The following is a 21,066-nucleotide window of genomic DNA, read 5'->3' on the forward strand; positions in this document are numbered from 1 at the left end:
GTGGAGTCGTCCGCCCGCGAGACGCTACACGTACCCGCCGCCGCGGTAGCTCTGGTCCTGCTTCAACTTTACGTTGACGCAGGCGGGCTTTCCGCTGGCAAAGGCGCGCTCGAGGGCGGGGCGGATGTCGCCGGGCTGCTCGACGTATTCGCCGTGGCCGCCCAGGGCCTCGACGACTTTATCGTAGCGGGTGTAGTTGAGTTGTGTGGCGCAAAGCCGCTGGTAGATGGCGATCTGCGGGCGCATCATCTGGCCCCACGCGGCGTCGTTGCCGACAATGCCAACGATGGGCAGGTTGAACCGCACGGCGGTGTCGTACTCGAAGCCGTTGAGACCGAACGAGCCGTCGCCGTAGATGATGAGGACGCGCTTGTCCGGGTGCGCGATTTGCGCGGCGATGGCGAACGGCATACCGACGCCCAGCGTGCCGAGCGGGCCTGGGTCCATCCAGAACCCGTTCTTCGGAATCGGTACGACCTTCGCCGCGGAGGCGACGATGTCGCCGCCGTCGCCGATGACGATCATGTTGTCGTTCTGCTCGACGAAGTTTGCGACCTCGCGGCACATGCGGTCCGCCTCGATCGGGACGGCGTCGCTCGCCTGCTTCGCCTGTTCTTTCGCCTTGTACGCATCCTCTTTCGCGCGGAGCTCTGCGCTGTAGGCGGAGAAATCGAGCGCAATTTTTTCGCTGTCCATGGCGCGCATCAGTGCGTCGAACGATACTGCGAGGTTGCCGACGAGCGCCGCGTGCGACGCGCGGTTGTGACTGATCAGCATGTTGTCCATATCGAGTTGGACGATCTTCGCGGATTCCGGAATGTTCTGACCGAACGCCATGCGGAAATCGAGAATCGTTCCCGCGAGGATGACCACGTCGGCCGCCTCGAGCGCTTCGCGCCGTGTGCGGTTGAAGAGGTGCTTCGAATCGCGCGGAATAGTCCCGCGGCCCATGCCGTTCGCGTAGGCGGGCAGGTTCGTCTTCGCAAGGAACGCGTTAAGCTGCGGTTGCGCGTTCGACCACTTCACGCTCGTACCCGCCATCAGCATCGGTCGCTTCGCCTCCGCGAGGATGCGCAGGGCCTTCACGACCTCTTCGCCCTGCGGACCCACGAGCGGCGGCGCAGTCGAGATTGGCGGAAACGTCGCGCGCTCGAGGCTCGCCTCGTTCATCAGCACGTCCATGGGTATCTCGAGGAACGCCGGCCCCGGAATGCCCGAGATGGCCGCGCGAATTGCCCGTTCGATGTACTCGGGGATGCGCTCGGTGTCGTAACAGGCCGCGGAAAACTTCGTGATCGGCCGCATCAGGCTGACGTGGTCCATCTCCTGCAACGACCCGCGCCCGAGGTTGGCGAACGGCCCCTGCCCGCCGATGCAGAGTATCGGCGAATTCGCCCGCCACGCGTTGGCCACGCCAGTCACCGCGTCCGTCACGCCCGGCCCGGCTGTCACCACAGCGACACCGATCGTCCCCGGGTTCACGCGCGACCACGCATCCGCCGCATGCGTCGCCGCCTGCTCGTGCCGCACGTCCACGATGCGGATGCCCTCGTCCAGGCACCCGTCGTAAATCGGCATGATATGCCCGCCGCTCAACGTGAAAATGCACTCGACACCCGCGTTCTTCAGCGCGCGCGCCGCCAACTTGCCGCCGTGTGACATGGATCGTCCTTTCGCGCGCCGGACCGCGAAGCGCGGCATCCGGCCGGGGTTTGGGGTCAGCCTGGGTACACTCCGATTTCGGATTCTAGATGTTGGATTTTGGCTTAGGCAAGTGCAACACGATGGGCTGAGAAATGGAGTGAATTGGAGTCTAATTCAATCAAGCGATTTGGGAACCTACGGGCGAGCTCTTGCGCGTGGCGAACTTGCCGTGATGCTTATGAGACGTTTTCGCAACGTATCCGCGCAAAAATCGATGTTTCCCGGCCATTCGACGAAACGCCCATGCTCGCCGATTTGTGCTCGGGCGGAAATGTGTGCGCTCGAGAGTGATGCGATGTTGCGGTCCAAGCCGCGCGCGACGACAGGCCAAAAGTCAACCACGCCGGATTCGCTGTCCTCGTGTTTGGTCTCGATGCGATGTTTATTCCGTGACTTGATTGAGACTGTCCGGCAAAACATGAATCGAGCGAAGACCCATCGCGCTCTAGCCTGCTTTCGCGCCATCCTGAGGACGCTGGCGCGATACAAGCCTCTCTCCGTGGCGCTCCTGAGATTTCATCAATTTGTCCACGAGTGCATCCAGCGTGCCCCCGGCTTCACGCACGAGTCGCTTCCGAATTTCGTGGATCTCATCGACAATCGGATCAGACCATGTCTCTTTCGTCTTCATAAAGTAACTCCTCGGGCGTGCATATAACCGGCGAATCGAGGCCACGACGACGGTTAATCAATGGTAGCGCAGCTATTACGGAAGCTCGGGCAATACGTCTACAGTTCCACGTCACCATATAGTCTACACCGCCAACACCGCCAACGACAGATGTACAGCATCGGCTTCGGCATCCCGAAACAACGGAAGTTCTCCCAAGTAAGTTCTGGCCAGCTCTCTGGCTTCGTTTGTGACCCGCAACACCTTAAACTCACGTGCCGATTCGATACGACGATCTGCCGCATCTGGATCGCCTTGCCTCATCTCGTCAATTACAAGCTCCGAGACGAAGACTTCGTATCGAGGCAATTGCTTGTTCCACCATTGGTGCGTAGTCTCCTGGTGCCCACGGATAATTACGTCTGCGGAAGGCCGCGCGACAAACTAGCTGATGACGGTTGTTTCGAGATAGATTGTCGGTTTCATCGCGCGTTCACCCCGCCGGAATCCCATACTCCTTCATCTTCCGCCACAGCGTCGAGCGCGAGACGCCGAGTCGTTTGGCCGCCTCGGTCTGATTGCCATTGAGCCGGTCGAGCGCCGCGCGGATAGCCTGCGCTTCCATTTCGTTGATTGAAGAGATGCTCTCGGCAGACAGGTTCGGCAGCGCGAGGCGCGGACGCACGCCGTTGCGGACCGTGTCCGGCAGGTCTTCGGCGCGGATGACGTTCGCGTCGGCCATGATGACCGCGTGCGCGACGATGCTTTCGAGTTCGCGCACGTTGCCGGGATACGTGTAGTTGCGCAACAACGCCTGCGCGCGTTCGTCGAGGCCGACGATGTTCTTGTTGAATTGCGTGTTTGCGCGATTGACGAAATGGTCGACAAGACCCGGCAGCGTTTCGAGCCGTTCGCGCAGCGGCGGGATGCGCACTTGAATCACGTTGAGGCGGAAATACAGGTCCTCGCGAAACGACAGGTTCTCCACCGCGCGTTCGAGATCGCGGTTCGTCGCCGCAATCACGCGTACGTCCACGCGTTTCGGTTTCGCGGACCCGACTGCGCGAATCTCGCCGTTCTGCAACACGCGCAACAATTTCGCCTGCGTGACCAGCGCCATGTCGCCGATTTCGTCGAGAAAGATCGTGCCGCCGTCGGCTTCCTCGAATAGCCCGCGCTTGTCCGAATCCGCGCCCGTAAACGAGCCCTTCACGTGGCCGAACATTTCGCTCTCGAGCAATTGCTCCGGCAGCGCGGCGCAGTTAATCGCGATGAACGGCATGTCCCGCCGCGGACTGAGGCGATGAATGGTGTTCGCGAGCAGTTCCTTTCCGGTCCCGCTTTCGCCGAGCAGCAGCACCGTGCTGTCCGTCGGCGCGACCTTCGAGATCACTTCGATGACACGCTTCATAGCCGGCGAACCGCCCGCCATTTCCTCGAAGACCGAATGCTCGTACGAGTGCGCCGCGGACTCGTGGGCGATGCTCTTTATCGCTTTGTGCACGACGAGCGCCACGTCCGACGGCATGCACGTGCGCGGCAGGTAGAAGTACGCACCCTGCCGAATCCCGTCCAACGCGCGCTCGAGTTTCGCGATCTCGAACAACAAAATGATCCGCGTGCGCGGGCTGCGCCGGCGAATATACGACACCAAGTCCATGCCCGCCTGTTCTCCAAGCTCCAGATCGAGCACAACGATGTCGAATTCCGTCCGCCCCGCAACACGGAGCACACCCTTGGCGTCGTGGCAAATGTCGGGCCTGTGCGAACCTGTCGTCAGCGCTCGAGCCAACGCGGTGGCAAAACCCAATTCGGGGCTTGCGATTAGCGTTTGATTCGGTTGGTGGAGCTGGTTTTTCAGCATACGGACCTTGCCTTCAACGCCATTGTACCAAAATAAAGCGGTCGACAATACGCGACGCCGTCCGCAGGCCATTCGACTCACACAACATATTGGCAGATTTATTGTTAGCAAATTGGAGCACAAACCACGAGCGCCTTACCGGGCCGTCCCTGAATCGCTACCCCACTCGATTGTTCGTCTGGTTAGTCGCCCAGCCGACGACCCAGTAATTCCAGAAGTCACTCTTTGCTGCATGCGCATGCGGCTGCGACCTTTCGAGGCCGATGCGGTGCAGTGGTTGAAAGCTGCACCAAGCCTGTGCTAGAAATACCGCACTAACGCGGCCAACGCCGCACCGGAGGAAACGTGATGCCGTCCCATTCGATCGCCCCGCGTCGATGGCGTCACCATATCCACGCCTAGTTCCTCCTGTTTCTTTTATTTCCTTTTTGTATTGAACGTTAAATGCGCCTGTGGACCTCGGGAGGGGAGTTGCAGGTGCGGGAGAGAATCGTCGTGAGCGCCGAAACCGTAAAGCCGAATTCGATCTTTGACGTGCTCAAGCTCGACGCGAACGGCCTTGTCGCCGCGGTCGTACAACATTACGCAACCGGCCAGGTGCTCATGGTCGGATACATGAACCGCGAAGCGCTCGAGATCACGCTACGCGAACGGCAAGCATGCTTCTGGTCGCGATCCCGGCAGAAACTTTGGCGCAAGGGCGAGAGCTCCGGGAACGTGTTGAACGTCGTTGAGATTCGTACCGATTGCGATAACGATGCCGTTTTGTTGCGCTGCGACCCGGTTGGCCCCACGTGTCACACCAATGAAACGAGCTGCTTTTACCGGCGCGTCGAGGAGGATGGGAGGTTGGTGTTGGATGGGGATGGGGTGGCAAAAGAATAGGAGCGTGTAGCGTCTAGCGTGTAGCGTCTGGAGGCATGGTAAATCGAGGACGGACAATGAGCACGAAGACATACCGGGATTTGTTGATTTGGCAAAGGGCCATGGACCTTGTAGAAGCGGTGTACAGGCTGTCCGAGCAATTCCCAGAGAGAGAGAAGTTTGGACTTACCAGTCAGCTCCAACGAGCTGCCGTGTCGGTACCGGCCAATATCGCGGAAGGTTATGGACGGCTGCATCGAGGAGACTACATCCATCATCTTTCTATTTCCCGAGGTTCGCTCGCGGAACTTGAAACACACGTCGCAATAGCTGTGCGGTTAGGTTTCGCGAAACGGGAAGACGCGCTGTACGTCTGGGAGATTGCCCAAGAGGTTGGCAAGATGCTGCGCTCGATGATTCAAACGATGCATCGCCAGGAAACAGTCAAAAAGGGAAGACGCTAAACGCTAGACGCTAGACGCTAGACGCCAAAATGAATATCAACATGCGAGCACGCTAAGGATAATAAAATGATTCATCCAAGCTTAGATGATTTCAGACGAATCGCAAAGCCGGGATCTTTGGTGCCCGTGCATCGCGATATAGTGGCCGACCTGGAAACGCCGGTTTCGGCGTATATCAAGTTGGCGGCAGGGCAAGAGTATTCCTTCCTGCTGGAAAGCGTGGAGAAGGCGGACACGATAGGCCGCTACTCATTCATCGGCGCAAATCCATCTATCGTGTTCAAATCGAAGGGCAAGCAGGTAACCATTACCCGCAACGGGAAAGTAACTACGCTCCAATCAGAAGATCCCCTCGGCGAGTTGAAGCAGTTGATGGCGCAGTTCACGCCGGTACCGGTCGACGGCGTACCGGAATTTCACGGCGGCGCGGTTGGCTACATGTCCTACGACCAAGTCCGCTTCTTCGAGAAACTGCCGGACAACAACCCCGACACGCTCGACCTTCCCGACCTGTATTACATGATCACCGACACGATTTTGATCTTCGACCACGTCAATAACCTGTTGAAGATCGTATCGAACGCCCACGTAGGGGACGACGCCGACGCCGCGTACAACGAGGCGGTGCGGAAAATCGACGCGATCAGCGCGGCAATGAAGCGACCATTATCCATCCCCGATACAAAATCCGTTCCCGCAAATAACAGGGAAATCCGCTCGAGTTTTACGAAAGAAAGCTTCTGCGACGCCGTCCGCAAAGCCAAGGAGTACATCTGCGCGGGCGACATCTTTCAAGTGGTCCTGTCGCAACGGTTCGAGCGCGAAGTTTCGACCAGCCCCATCAACCTGTACCGCGCGCTGCGCTGCATCAACCCGTCGCCATACATGATCCTTCTCCAGTACCCCGACGTGACGCTCGTCGGTTCCAGCCCCGAGGTCATGACCCAGGTGCGCAACGGCCGATGCATGGTGCGGCCCATCGCAGGAACGCGCCCACGCGGCGCAACCGTCGAAGAAGACCTCGCGCTCGAGAAGGAGTTGCTCGCCGACGTGAAAGAAATCGCCGAACATGTCATGCTCCTCGATCTCGGGCGCAACGACGTGGGGCGTATCAGCAAGCCGGGAACGGTCGCGCCGACAAAGCGCATGGTCATCGAGCGCTACTCGCACGTCATGCATATCGTCAGCCAGGTCGAGGGCGACATGCTCGCGAACGCGGACGCCTACGATGCCTTGCGCGCAACATTCCCTATGGGCACCGTGAGCGGCGCGCCCAAAATCCGCGCCATGGAAATCATCGACGAACTCGAGCCGGTCCGGCGCGGCATCTACTCCGGCGGCGCGGGCTACATCAGTTTCAACGGCGAGATGGACACCTGCATCGTCATTCGCACAATGGTCATCAAGGACGGTGTCGCCTACGTCCAGGCCGGGGCCGGTATCGTGTACGACAGCGTGCCCGAACGGGAATTCGACGAAACCGTAAACAAGGCCAAGGCGCTGTTCCGCGCCGTGGAATTCGCGGAGAAAGGACTCGAAGCATGATCGTGCTCATCGATAACTACGATTCGTTTACCTACAACCTTGTACAGTACTTCGGCGAACTCGAACCGGACGTCCGTGTGTTCCGCAACGACGCGATCGAAGTCGGCGCCATCCGTGAGATGAAGCCGGACCGAATCGTGATCTCGCCGGGACCCTGCACGCCCTACGAGGCGGGTATCTCGATCGACACGATCAAGGAATTGGGCAAAGAATTCCCGATTCTCGGCGTCTGCCTCGGCCACCAGAGCATCGGCGCTGCGTACGGTGGAGACGTGGTCCGGGCCGACCGGATCATGCACGGTAAAATCAGCGCTATTCGGCACAATGGCAACCGGCTGTTCGCGGACGTGCCCTCGCCTTTCAACGCCACGCGATACCACAGTCTCGTTATCAAACGCGAGACCTGTCCGGACTGCCTCGAGATCATCGCGGAGACGACCGACCAGGGCGAAATCATGGCGGTCGCGCATCGGGAGCACCCCGTCTGGGGCGTGCAATTCCACCCCGAGAGCATCCTCACCGAATCGGGCAAACAGATGATCAAGAACTTTATGGCAGCACGGTAAGCATCCGCGGCACATTCGTGTGAAGTGTTTATTCGCGGGCATCAGCCCTGCAAAAAGGGCGGCGCCGTCCGCTCCATTTCCATAAGCCTCTGCCCATGCTTCACTTAGGGTTTTGACTTCGACTCCCCCATATGCTAAAGTCACGAGATTCTCTGGGGAGTCCAAACTACAGCGGAGGCGGTGCCCCATGGCCCCGAACAAGAAACTTCTGAAGATAATCGAGCTGCTGGATCGCAGCATCCAGCTTACGCGCGAGTTCATGAACGATTGGCTGCTCTTCAACCAGATTCTGAGCGCGTACCCGAGCCCGGGAGTGAACAAGGCCCAGCTCGAGAACCAATTCCTGAAGATCAAAAGCAAGCTGGCGCGCGAGCACCAGGTGCTGAAAGAAAGCCTCGGCGCCGACTACAAGTTCGACGCGAACACGATGAACATCGTTTCCGGCGCAACCAATCTGGAGTCCATCTACTCGCAGTCCGAAGTGGCCATCAAAAAGCTGCAGAACGAATGGCACCGCGCCTTCATCTCGATTAACGAGACGCTCGGCGCTCTAGAGGACAAGAAGGTGCGAGCGGAATCGGGCGAGCACGTAATGGTCGGCAATATGATGGCGGCGCCCCCAAAGCAAAGTATGTCCAAGGGCACCAAAAACGGCCTGATCTTCCTCGCGATCGTTATCGTCATCGCGGCAATTCTGTACTTCACCGGTTTGGGTGAGATGTATTTCAATGCGGCTACGGGCAACCGGGGCTCGCTTCCACAGTAATTAGTTGGGCTTTCTCGAGCGGAGCGGCGGATTAGGGGGTGTTGCTTGACCAAACGCGAACTAGTCATCGACGTGGCGGAACGATTGGGGTATACACAGAACGAAGTATCGGCAGTCATCCAGGGAACGCTGGATGCCATCGTGGCAAGCCTTTCCGAAGGCCAACGCCTCGAAATTCGAAACTTCGGCGTCTTCGAGGTGAAGTCGCGCGACGCGCGCATCGGCCGGAACCCGCGCACGGGCGAAGAAGTCCCCATCGCGGAGAAAAAGGTCGCCACCTTCAAGCCCGGCAAAGCGCTCAAGGAATACGTCCAAGACCCCGGCAAACTTCCGCCGCCGTCCTTTAGCGATCCGATCGAGCAAAGCGTCGGCACGGGCGCCACGGCGAATCCCTGAATTGGCGCGGAGAATTCTTACAAGGGCGGCCGGGTGGCCGCCCTTCACCTTTTTTGCCGGCGCGCCAATGTTTGCATGTTAAGCGCGCCGCTTGTACGATCTTCCGTGGCATATACCTGGATTCAACCGATCGGCTTGATCGCCAACGGAAACGGTTGCTATGGCGACGATGGGACTCATGGACAACGACGACAAGCGCATGACGTTTACCGAGCACCTCGGCGAACTGCGGATACGCCTGATCCGAAGTATTGTAGGGATCGGTATCGCGTTCGTCCTGTGTTTTATCTTCTGGGAGCAACTGTACAAGGTGCTCAGTTACCCGCTTCAGACGCGGGGAATGGAAATCCCGTGGATCACAAACAACCCCCTCGAATCCATGAACGTCGCCGTTCGCCTCGCAGGGACTTTCGCCGCGATTATTTGCGCGCCGCACATTCTCTACGAAATTTGCGCGTTCGTCTTTCCCGGTCTCAAGCCGAACGAAAGGAAGCTCGCGCTCACTCTGATCGTGGGGTGTAGCGTTCTGGCGGTTGCAGGCGCCGCAGTCGCGTATTTCCTCGTTTCCCCGCAGTTGATCGGCCTGATGAACCAGTGGACACCGGAAGGCGTCAAACAGCAGTTGCAGATGTCTCCAACGATTGCATTCGAGATATTTCTGCTGCTCGCCTTCGCGGTCGCGTTTCAGTTTCCGATGGTTGTACTCATACTCGTGTATCTCGGCATCGTCTCACAGCAGACATTGCGCGCGTATCGGCGGTATGCGTTTGTCCTGTTGGCGGTCGCAGCGGCCGCGCTCACACCGACGACAGACCCGTTTAGCTTTGCCGCCATGTGGGTCCCCCTCGTCCTGATGTACGAGGCGTGCGTGTGGATTGCCTATGTTATCGATCGCAAGAAGCCCGCATAGGTTCGGAGCACTCGTATGTTGAACATCGGCATGCCAGAGCTGCTCGTGATCGCGGCCATCGCTTTGATCTTCTTGGGACCCGAAAAATTCCCAACACAGGCCAAGGTCTTTCTCCGTTTGGTTCGAGACTTCCGCGAGCATTGGGACGACGCCAAGCGCGACATTATGAGTGAACTCAACCCAGTGAAGAAGGAATTCCGCGAACTGCGGAAGTTTAAGCCGGAAGAACTTCTGGACAAGTTAACGGGCGAGGACCAGTCCAAGACGGACGAACCGGCGAAACAGCCCGAACCCACCGATTCCAATCCGTCCGAAAGCGTACCGGCAACCGGCGCAAACGAGGCGCCCGTCGAATTCGAGTCAGCGCCAGCCGAACCCGGCAACGGCCGTTCGGAAGACACGCAGTGGGAGCGAAAGGACGACGCGCAGCAGGCACAGGCGGCAACTACTGAAGAAGACGAGTACCGATCCGCGCAGGCCGCTTACGACATCCGGCCGAAAGACGGTAGCGATTAGCACATCTCAGGGCTGAATGCAGCGCTCCGGGCCCGCGCTCGTAATTGGCCCGTTGAACGCAATCATTCGCGCGAGAATTCGTACAAGCGTACGCCGAACGGCGCCCAATCCTCCGTCAGCGCGCCATCGCTGACTGCCGCTATTCGGTCTTCGCTTATGACCGTGCACTTCGTCCAGCCGCCGAGCCCATTGAACGTCACACGGCAGGGACTCTTATCGGCGTTGCACGTGAACAGATACAGCTTTCCGCCGTGCTCCTTTGCGAGCCACTGCACGCCATCATCAACCGACCGTCCAAGTTCGTGATACGTCAATTCCAGTGCAATACTCGCGGTCCGCTGCGCGATCACGTCCCGCAAGTCCGCGATTTCGCGCGTCACACGCTTGATGCCGTCCCAACACTCGGACGGTTGCGGCGTGTAATAGCTTCCCCAATAGACAATGCCGTTCGCGCCGTGAACGATCGATTGCCATGCCATAAAGCGCGACTGCTCATACCTCGGGTACAGCACCTTCGCGGGATCGCGCTCCTTCTCGTCCCTTAGCATCTCCCACGCAAACGCCTGCAACACCATGAACACCGGCCTGCTTGGCCCCGCCACCGTGCGCATTTTATCGCAATACTCGCCCACCTGGCTGATGTGCGTATTGTTCAAATCGCCCTGCAAGCCGTCCTCGAACAACGCGTATTGCGGCGTGAGATTACCGGGATTCACGGGATAGATATCGACTGCAACGATGTCGGTGCCCGCGTTGTACGCGACGAGTGTGCTGATCAAATTGGTAGGCGCGTGGTTCGTATAGAGCAGATGGTTCGAATCGGCGGCCTTCACGATTGGATACGATTTCGCAAATGCCTCGGCGCTGATCCGCGCCTCCGCTTTCATCCACGTCCACGCAGGCTCGTCTGACGTTTCGAGAAACGCCAACGACGGATGGCCCTTTACGGCATTCACCCGTTCGGTCAGCGCCTTCGCGCTTGATTCGAAATCCTTCGGGTCGACTACGCCGGCGCCCAACCACGTCATCAGCCCCGCCGCGTGCGCCGTGTCCAAGTTCTCCGGCGCCGCTTGTACGAGATTAAAGCCTGCGTCCGCCAGTTCCTTATAAAGCTCGGGCGTCGGTTGCGGCGCCGTGTACTTGTTACCAACCATGTACGTGCCCACAATAAACGTCCGCTTGCCATCCACCGTGATCGCGCCGTCCGTGTCGTACGCCGTCGCCCACGCCAACGCGCTCGGCGACGCAACCGTACACAGCAGCACGCCAATGGCGGCGGCTGCCATGTGGCCATACGCGCGACACATCCCCTCTCTACGCACCAGCCGCGCCCACGCTCCTTCTCCCATCCCACTTCCAGCCGTCATTTGTCCCTTCCGTCCTCTGGGTCGTTTTCGTCCCTGCTTCCCGTACTTCGTCACCCTACTTGATCAGTGGCAACGCTTTCTTGAACTCCGGTGTACCGGCTTCGCGCAGCATCTCGAAGATCGCCATTTCCGTGGTGACGAGTTCCGCGCCCGCACGTTCGAGCCGGTCGAGTCCCGCATCGTACTCGCTTTCAATGCGTGATCCCACGGCATCGCGCGGGATGAATACCTTGTATCCCTTCTCGATCGCCAAAAGCGCCGTTTGCATGACGCAGATGTGCGCCTCGATACCGGTGAGCAACAATTGCCGCCTGCCGCTGGCATCGAGCGCAGTGGCAAAATTCGGATCGCCGAGGCAGCCAAAAGCCGTCTTTTCGATTGGTGTCATCCCCTCGAGTTCGGTGGCCACCGGTTCGACCGTATGACCCAGGCCCTTTGGATACTGCTCGGTCCACAGAATCGGTACATCAAGCTCCCGCGCGAAGCGGATGAGCTTAATCGCCTGCGCGGAAACGGCCTCGGCATTGAGTATCTTGGGCAACAGCTTTTCCTGATAATCGATCACGATTAGGGCGGCCGCGTTCCGGTCAAGCATGGTGATGCCTTTCATTGTCGATTGGTGTGCGCAATTTCCCGTGTCCGCGGGCATCGTAATCGCTCGGGTCGCGGCCCTTCAATCGAGAAAAGAAAAACGGCCCGGAGCGCGCATTGCGCCCCGGACCGCGCCAGGCCCGGTAGAATCAGTCGTTCGAATCGCGCCGGCGCTTGCGCCGTTCGCGAATTGCATTCGCCTTATAGAAAAGCGCGGGATCAATGATCGGGTCGTGTACGCCCTGCGTCTCCACGTCGCCGTAACTGACGCGCCCTCGATACGTTCGGTTCGAAAGTATAATCGCGATGGCCTGACGCGACCATTTGTTGCCCTTGCGCGTCATGATACCTTTGGAGTGCAGATACGACACGACTTTGCCCGTACTGCGCGTGGCAAGATACTCGCGGAAGACTATGCGCACCACTTCCGCTTCGCGATCGTCTACGACAAGCGGCTTCTCTCCTTCGTTGCCGCGGCGGTACCCGTATGGAGCAGGTCCCGTGCCATACCGGCCCTGCTGGACCGCCGTCAACTGCCCGCGCTTGACCTTGGCGCCGTGCGACAGGCGTGCGGTGGACTCGTAGTGTTCAACCGCAGGGGGCCGATCCTGAACTAGCGGCATGCCCCGGGACTCGCCCACATTCGCTACCCCAGCGTGTGGCCCTTGTGGTTCGCTTGACCGTTCGTCAGTTGGTTCCATTGCACCATGTGCCCAATCTGTAACTGTGCAGCCGCAGGTTGCCCGTCCCCAGCCCGCGTTCGCCATGGCCGGTCTGGGGAAGTCCGATGCGGCCTCAACGCCATTTCCCAAGTCGTCACTACTAAGTGTAGAACAGAGCGGCACGAATGTCAATTGTTTTTTATAGCTTTTTTCGCAGTTCGACCCAAAAACGCCTAATGTGTTCCAAGTGTTCCACACCCTGCGCTGATTCGGTTTTCGCACAATATTACATAAGTTACCTGATTATAACGAGTTACAAAATAACAAAGAACTGGGAGCCTATCAGTCAGGCTGCCAGTTCTCCGTTTACAAGCCCTGTTAACCGTACTACTTCGACTTCTTCTTCGCGCCACCCTTCGCCAGCGCCGTCAGGGAGTTCGGCGTCGCACTGTACGGACCGCTTTCCATCTGGTAGCTCTTGTCCGTAACCTCGGAGACTTCCCGCGCCGTCATACCTGCTGCCTTTGCTTCGGCAACCACCTCGTGAAGCCGGCCGATGATGCGCTTCCGGCATTCGTCGCGGCACTTGCCTTCGACACCCTTGTTCACGAACACGCCCATGCCCCGTCGCGTATAGAGCAGCCCCATGACCTCGAGATCACGGTACGCCTTGGCAACCGTGTTCGGGTTCACATTGAGCCTCTCCGACAGCTCTCGCACAGACGGCAACTGATCTCCCGCTTTGAGACGACCGGACGCAATCGCAAACTGGACATGGTTCTCGATCTGCACGTACACCGCAACGCTGCTGTTGATGTCGATACTTGAAAGCATTTGACAAGATCCTCCGCCTTGGCGCACGCTTCCCACATGCACCATCCGCCCTACCGCCAGAATGTAGGTTGTTGAGTGAGCTCGTATGCGCCAGCGACCACACTATCGACTGGTGCACGGGCTTAGTGTGTATATTCTATACTCATCCTAGTACGAGAGTCAAATTTACTTGCCGGTTCAATCGGCACACTGGAGGCGCCGCGATGTATGCTCGTTGGCTGACCGTTCTAACCATAGCGACAGTTTGTTATGCAGGTGAAACACATGCTCAGGCCGGCGCCGGGCAATCGGCCAATCCTGCCGCGGAAGGAACGCACCTGTTCGTCGAAGTGACCGATATTCTTCAACAAACCCTGCCTGGCCACGTCGTGGCGGTCCGTACCGATGAGGCCGGGGCGAAGCCTATCCGGCTCGACCTGGAAAACGGCAAGCAGCGGCGCCCGGTCCCCCCAGGCAACTACCGCGCATACGTATACATCTACGACTGGGACCTCCCCCTGCTCTGCGATATCCAGGACGTGACGGTGCCACCGGGCGGCACAGGCATGGTTTCGTACGTGCTGACCCAGGGCGTCACCAAGGAGGGCATGCCGGTCACGAGGCCGCTGCGCAGCTTCGATCAGGACTACGACCTCGTGCTTGACGAGGTCGAGATGAAGGCGAACACGGACCCAAGCAGCCCGATTAGCTTCCCCAACGCAGAACCTTTGCCATTCGATTCGCCGGTGCTAGACAAGAAGCCGGGCTGGTACAAGGGCGACTTGCACGTACGGTCGATCCACGGCGGCGGTGCCGAATCCGTCGCGGACTTGGTCAGGCGCGCGGAGAAGTCCGGCCTCGATTTCATCGCGATTACCGATAGAAACACGCTCAAGGCGTGTTTCGACGCCGACTTCAAGTCGGACAAGGTGGTGCTCATTCCGGCGATGGAGTGGGGCGATGAGAAACGGGGCGTCGCCCTAATCTACGGGCCCAGCACGCGGCCCGCTCCGCCCTCGAACCTTATCGGCGACCAGGGCGTCTGCCAGTTGGTGCAGGCGCAGGGAGGGATTTTTGCGGTTGCGCATCCGTGCTTCCCGAACGCGCCGTGGCAGCGCGGATTGCGCTACGTCAACGCGATAGAGGTCTGGTGCCGCGATTTCCGCGGCGTCCCGGGGGCGAGGCTGGACCAATTGATGGACGAATATAAGCGGCGCGAAGACGGAAACCTGATCCATTCGCTTTCGTTGGCCGCAAGCAAGTCGGAATTGAGCGCCAACGCGCAGGCCGCCATGTTCTGGGACTACGAACTGACCCGCGGCCTTAAGGCCGTTTGCATTGCCGGCAGCCTGTCGTCCAGCCCCAAAGTCCCGATGGGCCAACCTCTCACCTACATCTACGCGCGCGAAAAATCCGTGCGGGGACTGTTGGAAGGGCTGCGCATCGGACGCACAGTCGTCGCCGCGGGCCCCGAAGCGCCGTTTATCGAATTCGTCGCCGACGCACAAACGAAGCCCCGGTCTCTTAACGTGGACTTGACCACCAACGATTTGCCCAAACAGACCGCCACCGTGGGCCAGCCTGACATCGGAATCGGTGGAATCGTGCCGCTCGGTTTGTTGGTCGATTTCACGGTGCAGGTCAAGAACGCCAAGGGAATGAAGATCGAAGTGCTCCGCAACGGCTGGTCCATACTGTCGAAGCCTGTCGAATCGGATAAAGTCGAACTCTTCCGGATATCGGACACGCCTACTTCCTACGCGGTATACCGCGCACGGCTGGTCAGGACTCCTACACGAAAGGGACTTGGACCACTCGATATCGTAACCATGACGTCACCGATTTACGCGCAGGACATTATCCCCATCGATCCGACGAAGGAAAACCCGTACGACGTGTGGATTCGTATCAACGATAAAGGTCTCTCGCCCGTAAACGTAAGCGAGCGCGTAGAAGAAGACGGCCGTACGCGCGTGCGCCTCGAACCCGGCGCGCCCGGGCAGACGGCGGCGGCGAACGACTCACTCGCGATTCCGCCCGACGCAAAGGTGAAGGAAATCAAACCGAGACGGCTGAACTGACCGCGTACGACGTCAGAATGCCCGGTTGGGGTTCTTCTTCATATCTTCGATCACCGACTGGAGTATCTGATCGAGCGCTGTTTTCGGCTCGTACCCAATCGCCTTGCGGATTTTGTCAAGCGACGGCGCGCGGTGGCGCATGTCTTCATAGCCCGGACCGTACGCTTGATCGTACGGAACGCAATGCAGTTCCGATTTGCTTCCCGTTAGCGCAATGACCCGCTTCGCCAGGTCCTCGATCGTGATCCGTTGGGTGCTGCCGATGTTAAATATCTCGCCATTGATGCCCCGGTTGTCCATCAGCCCAAACAGCGCGGGGACCACGTCGCCCACGTATGCAAAACACCGCGTCTGCTTGCCGTCGCCAAAAACGGGAATCGGCTCATCGAGGAGCGCGGCGCGCACAAAGCGCGGGATCACCATGCCGTAACGGCCCGTCTGGCGCGGGCCAACGGTATTGAACAGCCGCACCACCACGCAAGGCATCCGCTTCGTGCGCCAATACGCGAGGGTGAGAAACTCGTCGATCGCCTTCGAGTCCGCATAGCTCCACCGGCTCAGGTGCGTTGACCCCATGATCCGGTCGTCGTCCTCGCGGAACACTTCCTTGTCGCTCTTGCCGTAAACCTCGCTGGTCGACGCTACGAGCACCCGCCGCCTATACCGGCACACTTCTTCGAGCACCGTCTCCGTGCCGCGGATGTTGTTCGTAATCGTGCGAATGGGCTCGTCAACAACAAGCTGCACGCCCAAGGTCGCGGCGAGGTGGTAGACGACATCGACTTCCCGAACGAGATCGCGGACGATCTCCTGGTTAAGCGTGGTATCAATGACACAGGTCAACTTGCCATCAAGATGTTCGATATTCTCAAAACGGCCCGTGCTCAGATCGTCCAGCACAAAAACTTGTTGCCCGCGCCGCAACAGCTCCTCGCACAGATGCGACCCAATGAATCCCGCGCCGCCCGTAACCAACGCCTTCATACCGCACTCCCGCTCATGCCCAATGCAGCCGTGAGTATATGGGGCGGACAAAAGGCAATCAAAGGGCAAAGTGCCATCCTTGGCTTCCCGTCGAACTCACGTTCCGTCAATGCGCTACCCGGCTGGACGCCAAGACTGTGGTGAAATCAAAGCTTGTCGTAATCTTCGTGTGTCCCAATCCAGACCCGCAGGAACGTATCGTCCGTCACAAATTTGCCAACAGCGCGGTAACGTGAGCCAATGCGGACGGATCACAGGTCGCTTGAGATTGGTTTGAATCGCGGCGACGGGTGTCGCGGGTTTCCCCGCCATAACCGGTAATCCTTATCGGCGAGGCGTCGAATCTCGGCGGGCAAGTAATGGTACATGCGCCAGAATCTCGGGGATGCGACGCTCTTCACGGAAACGGAAGGCAATCATCGTCGCGATATGCTTGCTCAGCTTCGCGCACCAGCGCGTCCATCCGGCCGGCCTTCGCATCTGATTCCATTTGGCGATCCCAGTCGTCTGAAGCGAAGTTTTGAAGCCACGCATTGAGTTCGCATCGCTCTCTTTCCGAGAGTGCCTCAATGGCTGTCTTTATCTCTGTCAGGCTCATATACTTAGAGGCTCTAACAATAATAACGTCTTTGCGTTTACCCCGAAGGGGTTTCGGCGCGCAGCCCAGGGTTGGCCCGCCGAAGTCGCCTCGACGTAGGCGGGGCTACCCTGGGTACCAACCACCCGCATTAGGGAATGTACCCTGAAGGGGTTTCGGCATTAATGTTAGAGGCCCTTTGTCTAACGCAGGCACGCCCCGCTGGCAAGTGACCGCGGTCTGTTCGCATCGCTGCCTGTTTGCGGTACGGACAAGAACATCATATTCTAGTGCGCGCGATGTGGAGGCTCCGTACCCCGCTGCGCTGAAAGTGACATCGCGTGAGGCGGCGGCGCATGGTAACGGCCAGAATGATGCCTCCCCCTCCTGACGAAGTAAAGCAATGGCGCTTACCAAACAACTTCCAAAGCTATCGGGCATCGGCACGCTGCAACTGAGGCCGCGCGCGTGCTTGGACGTGATCGGCCCGTGGGGCAGTGGCAAGGCGTTGACCGCGTTGCAGGCCGCGGGCGGCCGGTCGCTCCTGATTATCACGCACGGGCGCGTCGAGGCCGAAGCCGTCTTCGAGGACCTGCTCACCTTCGATCTGCCGGAGCGGTGCGTGCATTTCCCCGCCTGGGAAGTCTTGCCCACCGACGCAATGGCGCCGGCGGACGATATCGTTGCCGAGCGTATGAACGCGCTCATGCGGCTACAAGCCGCTCGTAGCATGAACGAACCCATTCGCATGGTCGCGCCGGCGCGTTCCCTGCTCCAGTACGTCGTCAAACGCGACGCCCTCTCCGCGCAAACCGTTACGTTAGCCGTCGGCGAGGAACACGACCTCGAGGACCTCGTCGCGCGGCTGTCGGAAATGGGTTACGACCGAGAACTCATGGTCGAGCAGCGCGGACAAACAAGCGTGCGAGGCGGCATTCTCGACGTCTTCCCCATCTCGGGCGAACTGCCTTACCGCATCGAGTTCTTCGGCGACGAAATTGAATCGATCCGCCGCTTCGAGCCGGAAACCCAACGCAGCATCGGTCACGAGAAATCCGTCACCATCCCGCCGCGGTCCGAGAAGACCCAAATTGCGGCGCGCGACGCGCTTGCCCCGCTCACACAGTATTTCCCGGACGATGCGCTCATTGTGCTCGATGAACCGATGGCCATCCGCGACGAAGTGACGAAACTCGCGGCGCAATTGGGCGACAACCCATACATCATGTCGTGGGACTCCGTTGAGCGCGAGCTCGAGAAGTTCTCGCGCATGCGTATTGCGCAGGTGCCGTTCACCGCCGGGGAAAATGTCCCGCGCATGCAACTCCACATGGGCGCTATCACGGGTTGGCAGGGACAAAACGACGCCTTCTGGAAACAGATCGATCTGTGGGACCACGAAGGCTACACCGTCGTCCTGCTTTGCGCGACCACGGGCGAGCGCAAGCGCCTGTACGAACTGCTGGAAGAGAGGGGCTACCGGCCCGGACAAGACGCTTTCGATCTGCGGGTCGATATCGGACGCCTTCGTGGCGGGTTCGTCGTGCCCGCCGACAAACTCGCCGTTCTGAGCGAACACGAGATGTTTGGACGGCACTACGTGCGCCGCACGCGCCGCCGCTTCGAAGCGGGCACCGCGCTCACCGCGTTCAGCGACCTTAAATCCGGCGACTACATCGTCCACGAGCAACACGGCATCGGCCGCTACCTCGGCCTCAGGCGCTTCGAAGGCAAGGCGGGCGATTTCCTTGCGCTTCAATACACCGGCGGCGACAAGCTGTACGTTCCCGTCACGCACATCGACATGATCCAGAAGTTTACCGGCGGCGACGGCGCCGTGCCAAAGGTGGATAGACTCGGAGGCTCAACGTGGGCGCGCACGAAGTCTCGCGTCAAGAAAGCCGTGCGCGACATGACGGAGGAGTTGCTCAAGCTCTACGCCGCGCGCGAAACCCGCGAAGGGCATACGTTTCCGCCCGACACGCATTGGCAGATCGAGTTCGAAGACGCGTTCGAGTACGACGAAACGCCGGACCAGATGCGCGCCATTGTCGACGTCAAGCGCGACATGGAAACGCCGAGGCCGATGGACCGCCTTATCTGCGGCGATGTGGGCTACGGCAAGACCGAAGTGGCGATGCGCGCCGCCTTCAAGGCGGTGATGGACAGCCGGCAGGTTGCCGTGTTGGTGCCGACCACCGTCCTCGCGGAACAGCATTACCTGAACTTCGCCGAGCGATTCGCGGATTATCCGATTAAGGTCGAAATGCTCAGCCGCTTCCGCAGTCCGAAGGAGATTAGGTCGGTCGTGGAACGATTAAGGTCCGGGGAAGTGGACGTTGTGATCGGGACCCACCGAATCGTGTCGAAGGATGTCGAGTTCAAAAACCTCGGCCTGGTTGTGATCGACGAGGAACAACGTTTCGGCGTAACGCACAAGGAACGGCTGAAACAACTGCGCACCACGGTAGACGTACTCACGCTCAGCGCCACGCCCATCCCGCGCACGCTGAACATGTCCCTCATGGGCGTACGCGACATGAGCGTCATCAACACGGCGCCAAACGATCGTCTTCCCATTCACACGTGCATCGCGGATTTCGACGAACCACTCATCCAAGAGGCGATCGCGCGCGAACTTGCGCGCGAAGGCCAGGTCTTCTACGTGCACAACCGCGTTCAGACTATCGAGCGTGCAGCGAACCTTGTCCAACGATTGGTCCCCACGGCGCGCATTGCGATCGGGCACGGCCAGATGCCCGAAAAGGAACTCGAGCGCGTAATGTCGGGCTTTATTCACAAGGAATACGATGTGCTCGTCTGCACGACGATCATCGGCTCCGGCATCGATATCCCGAATGCAAACACGATCATTATCGATCAGGCCGATCACTTCGGGCTCGCCGAACTCTATCAACTGCGCGGGCGCGTCGGGCGCTACAAGCACCGCGCGTTCGCATATCTGCTGATTCCCGGAAACCGCGCGCTCAGCGAAGACGCGCAGAAACGATTGAAGGCGCTCGAAGAATTTTCGACGCTCGGCGCGGGGTTCCGCATCGCCATGCGCGATCTCGAGATTCGCGGCGCCGGCAGCCTCCTCGGCGGAGAACAACACGGGCACATCGCCACTGTCGGTTTTGACACCTATACGCAACTCGTCGCGGAAGCGGTCGCGGAAATCAAAGGCGAACCCATACGATTACGGCGCCTGCCGCTGTTCGAGATCGCCGCCGAAGCCTATATCCCGGAACAATACGTTACGTCGGAATCGCAAAAGATCACGCTCTACAAACGCATCGCCGGCCTCCAAAGCGAAGAGGAGGTCGGCGAAATGCTCGCGGAATTGAAGGACCGCTTCGGCGAACCGCCCGTGCCGGTGCGGCGGCTGCTCGACGTCATGCGCGTGCGCGCGCTCGGCGCCGATGCCGGCGCGCGAAGGATCGTCGGCGGGAAGAATGGGGTGACGGTCGAACTGGAAACTGGCCGGCAATTGGAGCGTGGGCGAAGGGAGTCGTTGTCGCACGCGTTTGGAAACCGGCTTGTGTTCGAGTGGAAAGAGACGCCGTCGATCTCGCTCAAGCTGGAGGAGCAGGCGGACGAGAATGCGGTGATAACAGCGGCGCAAAAGCTGCTGAAGGCTCTCGTGGAAGACGCTGCCTAAACGGACAGATGACCTGCCGGAGGCGAACGGAAGTCGAACACGCTATGGGGCGCGCTCCGCAACGTAGCAGTTACCGGTAAGTGCAGTTGACCCACCTAGTAAAATCAGCGAGTATTCCCTTCGGG

20 protein-coding genes are annotated in these 21,066 nt (G+C 59.4%); 10 read left to right on the top strand and 10 right to left on the bottom strand.

The features are described from left to right. Window positions 1-24: 24 nt before the first annotated feature. The 4 genes from HUU46_22360 to HUU46_22375 form a co-directional block, all read right to left on the bottom strand. The gene (locus tag HUU46_22360; protein NUM56390.1) at window positions 25-1,662 is read right to left on the bottom strand and encodes a hypothetical protein; all 1,638 of its coding nucleotides are present in this window, start codon (window positions 1,660-1,662) and stop codon (window positions 25-27) included. A 487-nt stretch (window positions 1,663-2,149) separates the two neighbouring features. Then, complete coding sequence (locus HUU46_22365; protein NUM56391.1) at window positions 2,150-2,335, bottom strand: hypothetical protein; 186 nt, start codon at window positions 2,333-2,335, stop codon at window positions 2,150-2,152. 123 nt (window positions 2,336-2,458) lie between these two features. Next, entirely contained in the window at window positions 2,459-2,683 is a 225-nt protein-coding gene (locus HUU46_22370; protein NUM56392.1) for a hypothetical protein, read from the bottom strand. 124 nt (window positions 2,684-2,807) lie between these two features. Beyond that, window positions 2,808-4,178 (bottom strand): sigma-54-dependent Fis family transcriptional regulator, encoded by a 1,371-nt coding sequence (locus HUU46_22375; protein ID NUM56393.1) that lies wholly within the window; start codon window positions 4,176-4,178, stop codon window positions 2,808-2,810. A 444-nt stretch (window positions 4,179-4,622) separates the two neighbouring features. Between HUU46_22375 and hisI the strand changes: the two genes are divergently transcribed. The 8 genes from hisI (at window position 4,623) to HUU46_22415 (ending at window position 10,205) form a co-directional block, all read left to right on the top strand. Next, window positions 4,623-5,063 (top strand): phosphoribosyl-AMP cyclohydrolase, encoded by a 441-nt coding sequence (hisI, locus tag HUU46_22380; protein NUM56394.1) that lies wholly within the window; start codon window positions 4,623-4,625, stop codon window positions 5,061-5,063. A gap of 56 nt (window positions 5,064-5,119) precedes the next feature. Further along, window positions 5,120-5,506 (top strand): four helix bundle protein, encoded by a 387-nt coding sequence (locus HUU46_22385; GenBank protein ID NUM56395.1) that lies wholly within the window; start codon window positions 5,120-5,122, stop codon window positions 5,504-5,506. Between the two features lie 66 nt (window positions 5,507-5,572). Next, on the top strand, window positions 5,573-7,051 hold the full coding sequence (gene trpE, locus HUU46_22390) for an anthranilate synthase component I (protein ID NUM56396.1): 1,479 nt from the start codon (window positions 5,573-5,575) through the stop codon (window positions 7,049-7,051). Next, a complete protein-coding gene (locus HUU46_22395; GenBank protein ID NUM56397.1) occupies window positions 7,048-7,617 on the top strand; it encodes an aminodeoxychorismate/anthranilate synthase component II in 570 nt (189 codons plus the stop codon). The genes trpE and HUU46_22395 overlap by 4 nt, the downstream gene beginning before the upstream one ends. 187 nt (window positions 7,618-7,804) lie before the next feature. Next, a complete protein-coding gene (locus tag HUU46_22400) occupies window positions 7,805-8,383 on the top strand; it encodes a hypothetical protein (protein NUM56398.1) in 579 nt (192 codons plus the stop codon). Between the two features lie 45 nt (window positions 8,384-8,428). Continuing rightward, window positions 8,429-8,779, top strand: coding sequence for an integration host factor subunit beta (locus tag HUU46_22405; GenBank protein NUM56399.1), 351 nt, complete (start codon window positions 8,429-8,431; stop codon window positions 8,777-8,779). Between the two features lie 160 nt (window positions 8,780-8,939). After that, complete coding sequence (gene tatC, locus HUU46_22410) at window positions 8,940-9,689, top strand: twin-arginine translocase subunit TatC (GenBank protein NUM56400.1); 750 nt, start codon at window positions 8,940-8,942, stop codon at window positions 9,687-9,689. A 15-nt stretch (window positions 9,690-9,704) separates the two neighbouring features. Then, the gene (locus tag HUU46_22415) at window positions 9,705-10,205 is read left to right on the top strand and encodes a twin-arginine translocase TatA/TatE family subunit (protein NUM56401.1); all 501 of its coding nucleotides are present in this window, start codon (window positions 9,705-9,707) and stop codon (window positions 10,203-10,205) included. A gap of 62 nt (window positions 10,206-10,267) precedes the next feature. Here the strand turns inward: HUU46_22415 and HUU46_22420 are convergent, their stop codons facing one another. The 4 genes from HUU46_22420 to HUU46_22435 form a co-directional block, all read right to left on the bottom strand. After that, on the bottom strand, window positions 10,268-11,491 hold the full coding sequence (locus HUU46_22420; protein ID NUM56402.1) for a hypothetical protein: 1,224 nt from the start codon (window positions 11,489-11,491) through the stop codon (window positions 10,268-10,270). Between the two features lie 136 nt (window positions 11,492-11,627). After that, a complete protein-coding gene (locus HUU46_22425; protein NUM56403.1) occupies window positions 11,628-12,167 on the bottom strand; it encodes a hydrolase in 540 nt (179 codons plus the stop codon). 145 nt (window positions 12,168-12,312) lie between these two features. Continuing rightward, window positions 12,313-12,786, bottom strand: coding sequence for a recombinase family protein (locus HUU46_22430; GenBank protein NUM56404.1), 474 nt, complete (start codon window positions 12,784-12,786; stop codon window positions 12,313-12,315). 426 nt (window positions 12,787-13,212) lie between these two features. Continuing rightward, window positions 13,213-13,659, bottom strand: a complete 447-nt coding sequence (locus HUU46_22435; GenBank protein ID NUM56405.1) for a GntR family transcriptional regulator — start codon at window positions 13,657-13,659, stop codon at window positions 13,213-13,215. Between the two features lie 203 nt (window positions 13,660-13,862). On the opposite strand from HUU46_22435, the gene HUU46_22440 reads away from it, so the two are divergent. After that, entirely contained in the window at window positions 13,863-15,719 is a 1,857-nt protein-coding gene (locus HUU46_22440) for a CehA/McbA family metallohydrolase (GenBank protein NUM56406.1), read from the top strand. A 12-nt stretch (window positions 15,720-15,731) separates the two neighbouring features. On the opposite strand, the gene HUU46_22445 is transcribed toward HUU46_22440, so the two are convergent. Continuing rightward, complete coding sequence (locus HUU46_22445) at window positions 15,732-16,703, bottom strand: GDP-mannose 4,6-dehydratase (protein ID NUM56407.1); 972 nt, start codon at window positions 16,701-16,703, stop codon at window positions 15,732-15,734. A 397-nt stretch (window positions 16,704-17,100) separates the two neighbouring features. Further along, window positions 17,101-17,301 carry a hypothetical protein gene (locus HUU46_22450; protein ID NUM56408.1) on the bottom strand — a complete coding sequence of 67 codons (201 nt, stop codon included), beginning with the start codon at window positions 17,299-17,301 and terminating at the stop codon, window positions 17,101-17,103. A 382-nt stretch (window positions 17,302-17,683) separates the two neighbouring features. Here HUU46_22450 and mfd point away from each other — a divergent pair, with 382 nt between their 5' ends. After that, window positions 17,684-20,941 (top strand): transcription-repair coupling factor, encoded by a 3,258-nt coding sequence (mfd, locus tag HUU46_22455; protein ID NUM56409.1) that lies wholly within the window; start codon window positions 17,684-17,686, stop codon window positions 20,939-20,941. The last annotated feature ends 125 nt before the right edge of the window (window positions 20,942-21,066 follow it).

Source organism: Candidatus Hydrogenedentota bacterium, assembly GCA_013359265.1.
Lineage (GTDB): Bacteria > Hydrogenedentota > Hydrogenedentia > Hydrogenedentales > SLHB01 > JABWCD01.

Bases quoted from the DNA above. Each gene is read 5' to 3' on its own strand.
- HUU46_22360 (NUM56390.1), bottom strand. From the start codon at position 1,662: ATGTCACACGGCGGCAAGTTGGCGGCGCGCGCGCTGAAGAACGCGGGT.
- HUU46_22365 (NUM56391.1), bottom strand. From the start codon at position 2,335: ATGAAGACGAAAGAGACATGGTCTGATCCGATTGTCGATGAGATCCAC.
- HUU46_22375 (NUM56393.1), bottom strand. From the start codon at position 4,178: ATGCTGAAAAACCAGCTCCACCAACCGAATCAAACGCTAATCGCAAGC.
- hisI (NUM56394.1), top strand. From the start codon at position 4,623: ATGCGCCTGTGGACCTCGGGAGGGGAGTTGCAGGTGCGGGAGAGAATC.
- HUU46_22385 (NUM56395.1), top strand. From the start codon at position 5,120: ATGAGCACGAAGACATACCGGGATTTGTTGATTTGGCAAAGGGCCATG.
- trpE (NUM56396.1), top strand. From the start codon at position 5,573: ATGATTCATCCAAGCTTAGATGATTTCAGACGAATCGCAAAGCCGGGA.
- HUU46_22395 (NUM56397.1), top strand. From the start codon at position 7,048: ATGATCGTGCTCATCGATAACTACGATTCGTTTACCTACAACCTTGTA.
- HUU46_22400 (NUM56398.1), top strand. From the start codon at position 7,805: ATGGCCCCGAACAAGAAACTTCTGAAGATAATCGAGCTGCTGGATCGC.
- tatC (NUM56400.1), top strand. From the start codon at position 8,940: ATGGCGACGATGGGACTCATGGACAACGACGACAAGCGCATGACGTTT.
- HUU46_22415 (NUM56401.1), top strand. From the start codon at position 9,705: ATGTTGAACATCGGCATGCCAGAGCTGCTCGTGATCGCGGCCATCGCT.
- HUU46_22420 (NUM56402.1), bottom strand. From the start codon at position 11,491: ATGGCAGCCGCCGCCATTGGCGTGCTGCTGTGTACGGTTGCGTCGCCG.
- HUU46_22425 (NUM56403.1), bottom strand. From the start codon at position 12,167: ATGCTTGACCGGAACGCGGCCGCCCTAATCGTGATCGATTATCAGGAA.
- HUU46_22430 (NUM56404.1), bottom strand. From the start codon at position 12,786: ATGCCGCTAGTTCAGGATCGGCCCCCTGCGGTTGAACACTACGAGTCC.
- HUU46_22435 (NUM56405.1), bottom strand. From the start codon at position 13,659: ATGCTTTCAAGTATCGACATCAACAGCAGCGTTGCGGTGTACGTGCAG.
- HUU46_22440 (NUM56406.1), top strand. From the start codon at position 13,863: ATGTATGCTCGTTGGCTGACCGTTCTAACCATAGCGACAGTTTGTTAT.
- HUU46_22445 (NUM56407.1), bottom strand. From the start codon at position 16,703: ATGAAGGCGTTGGTTACGGGCGGCGCGGGATTCATTGGGTCGCATCTG.
- HUU46_22450 (NUM56408.1), bottom strand. From the start codon at position 17,301: ATGAGCCTGACAGAGATAAAGACAGCCATTGAGGCACTCTCGGAAAGA.
- mfd (NUM56409.1), top strand. From the start codon at position 17,684: ATGGCGCTTACCAAACAACTTCCAAAGCTATCGGGCATCGGCACGCTG.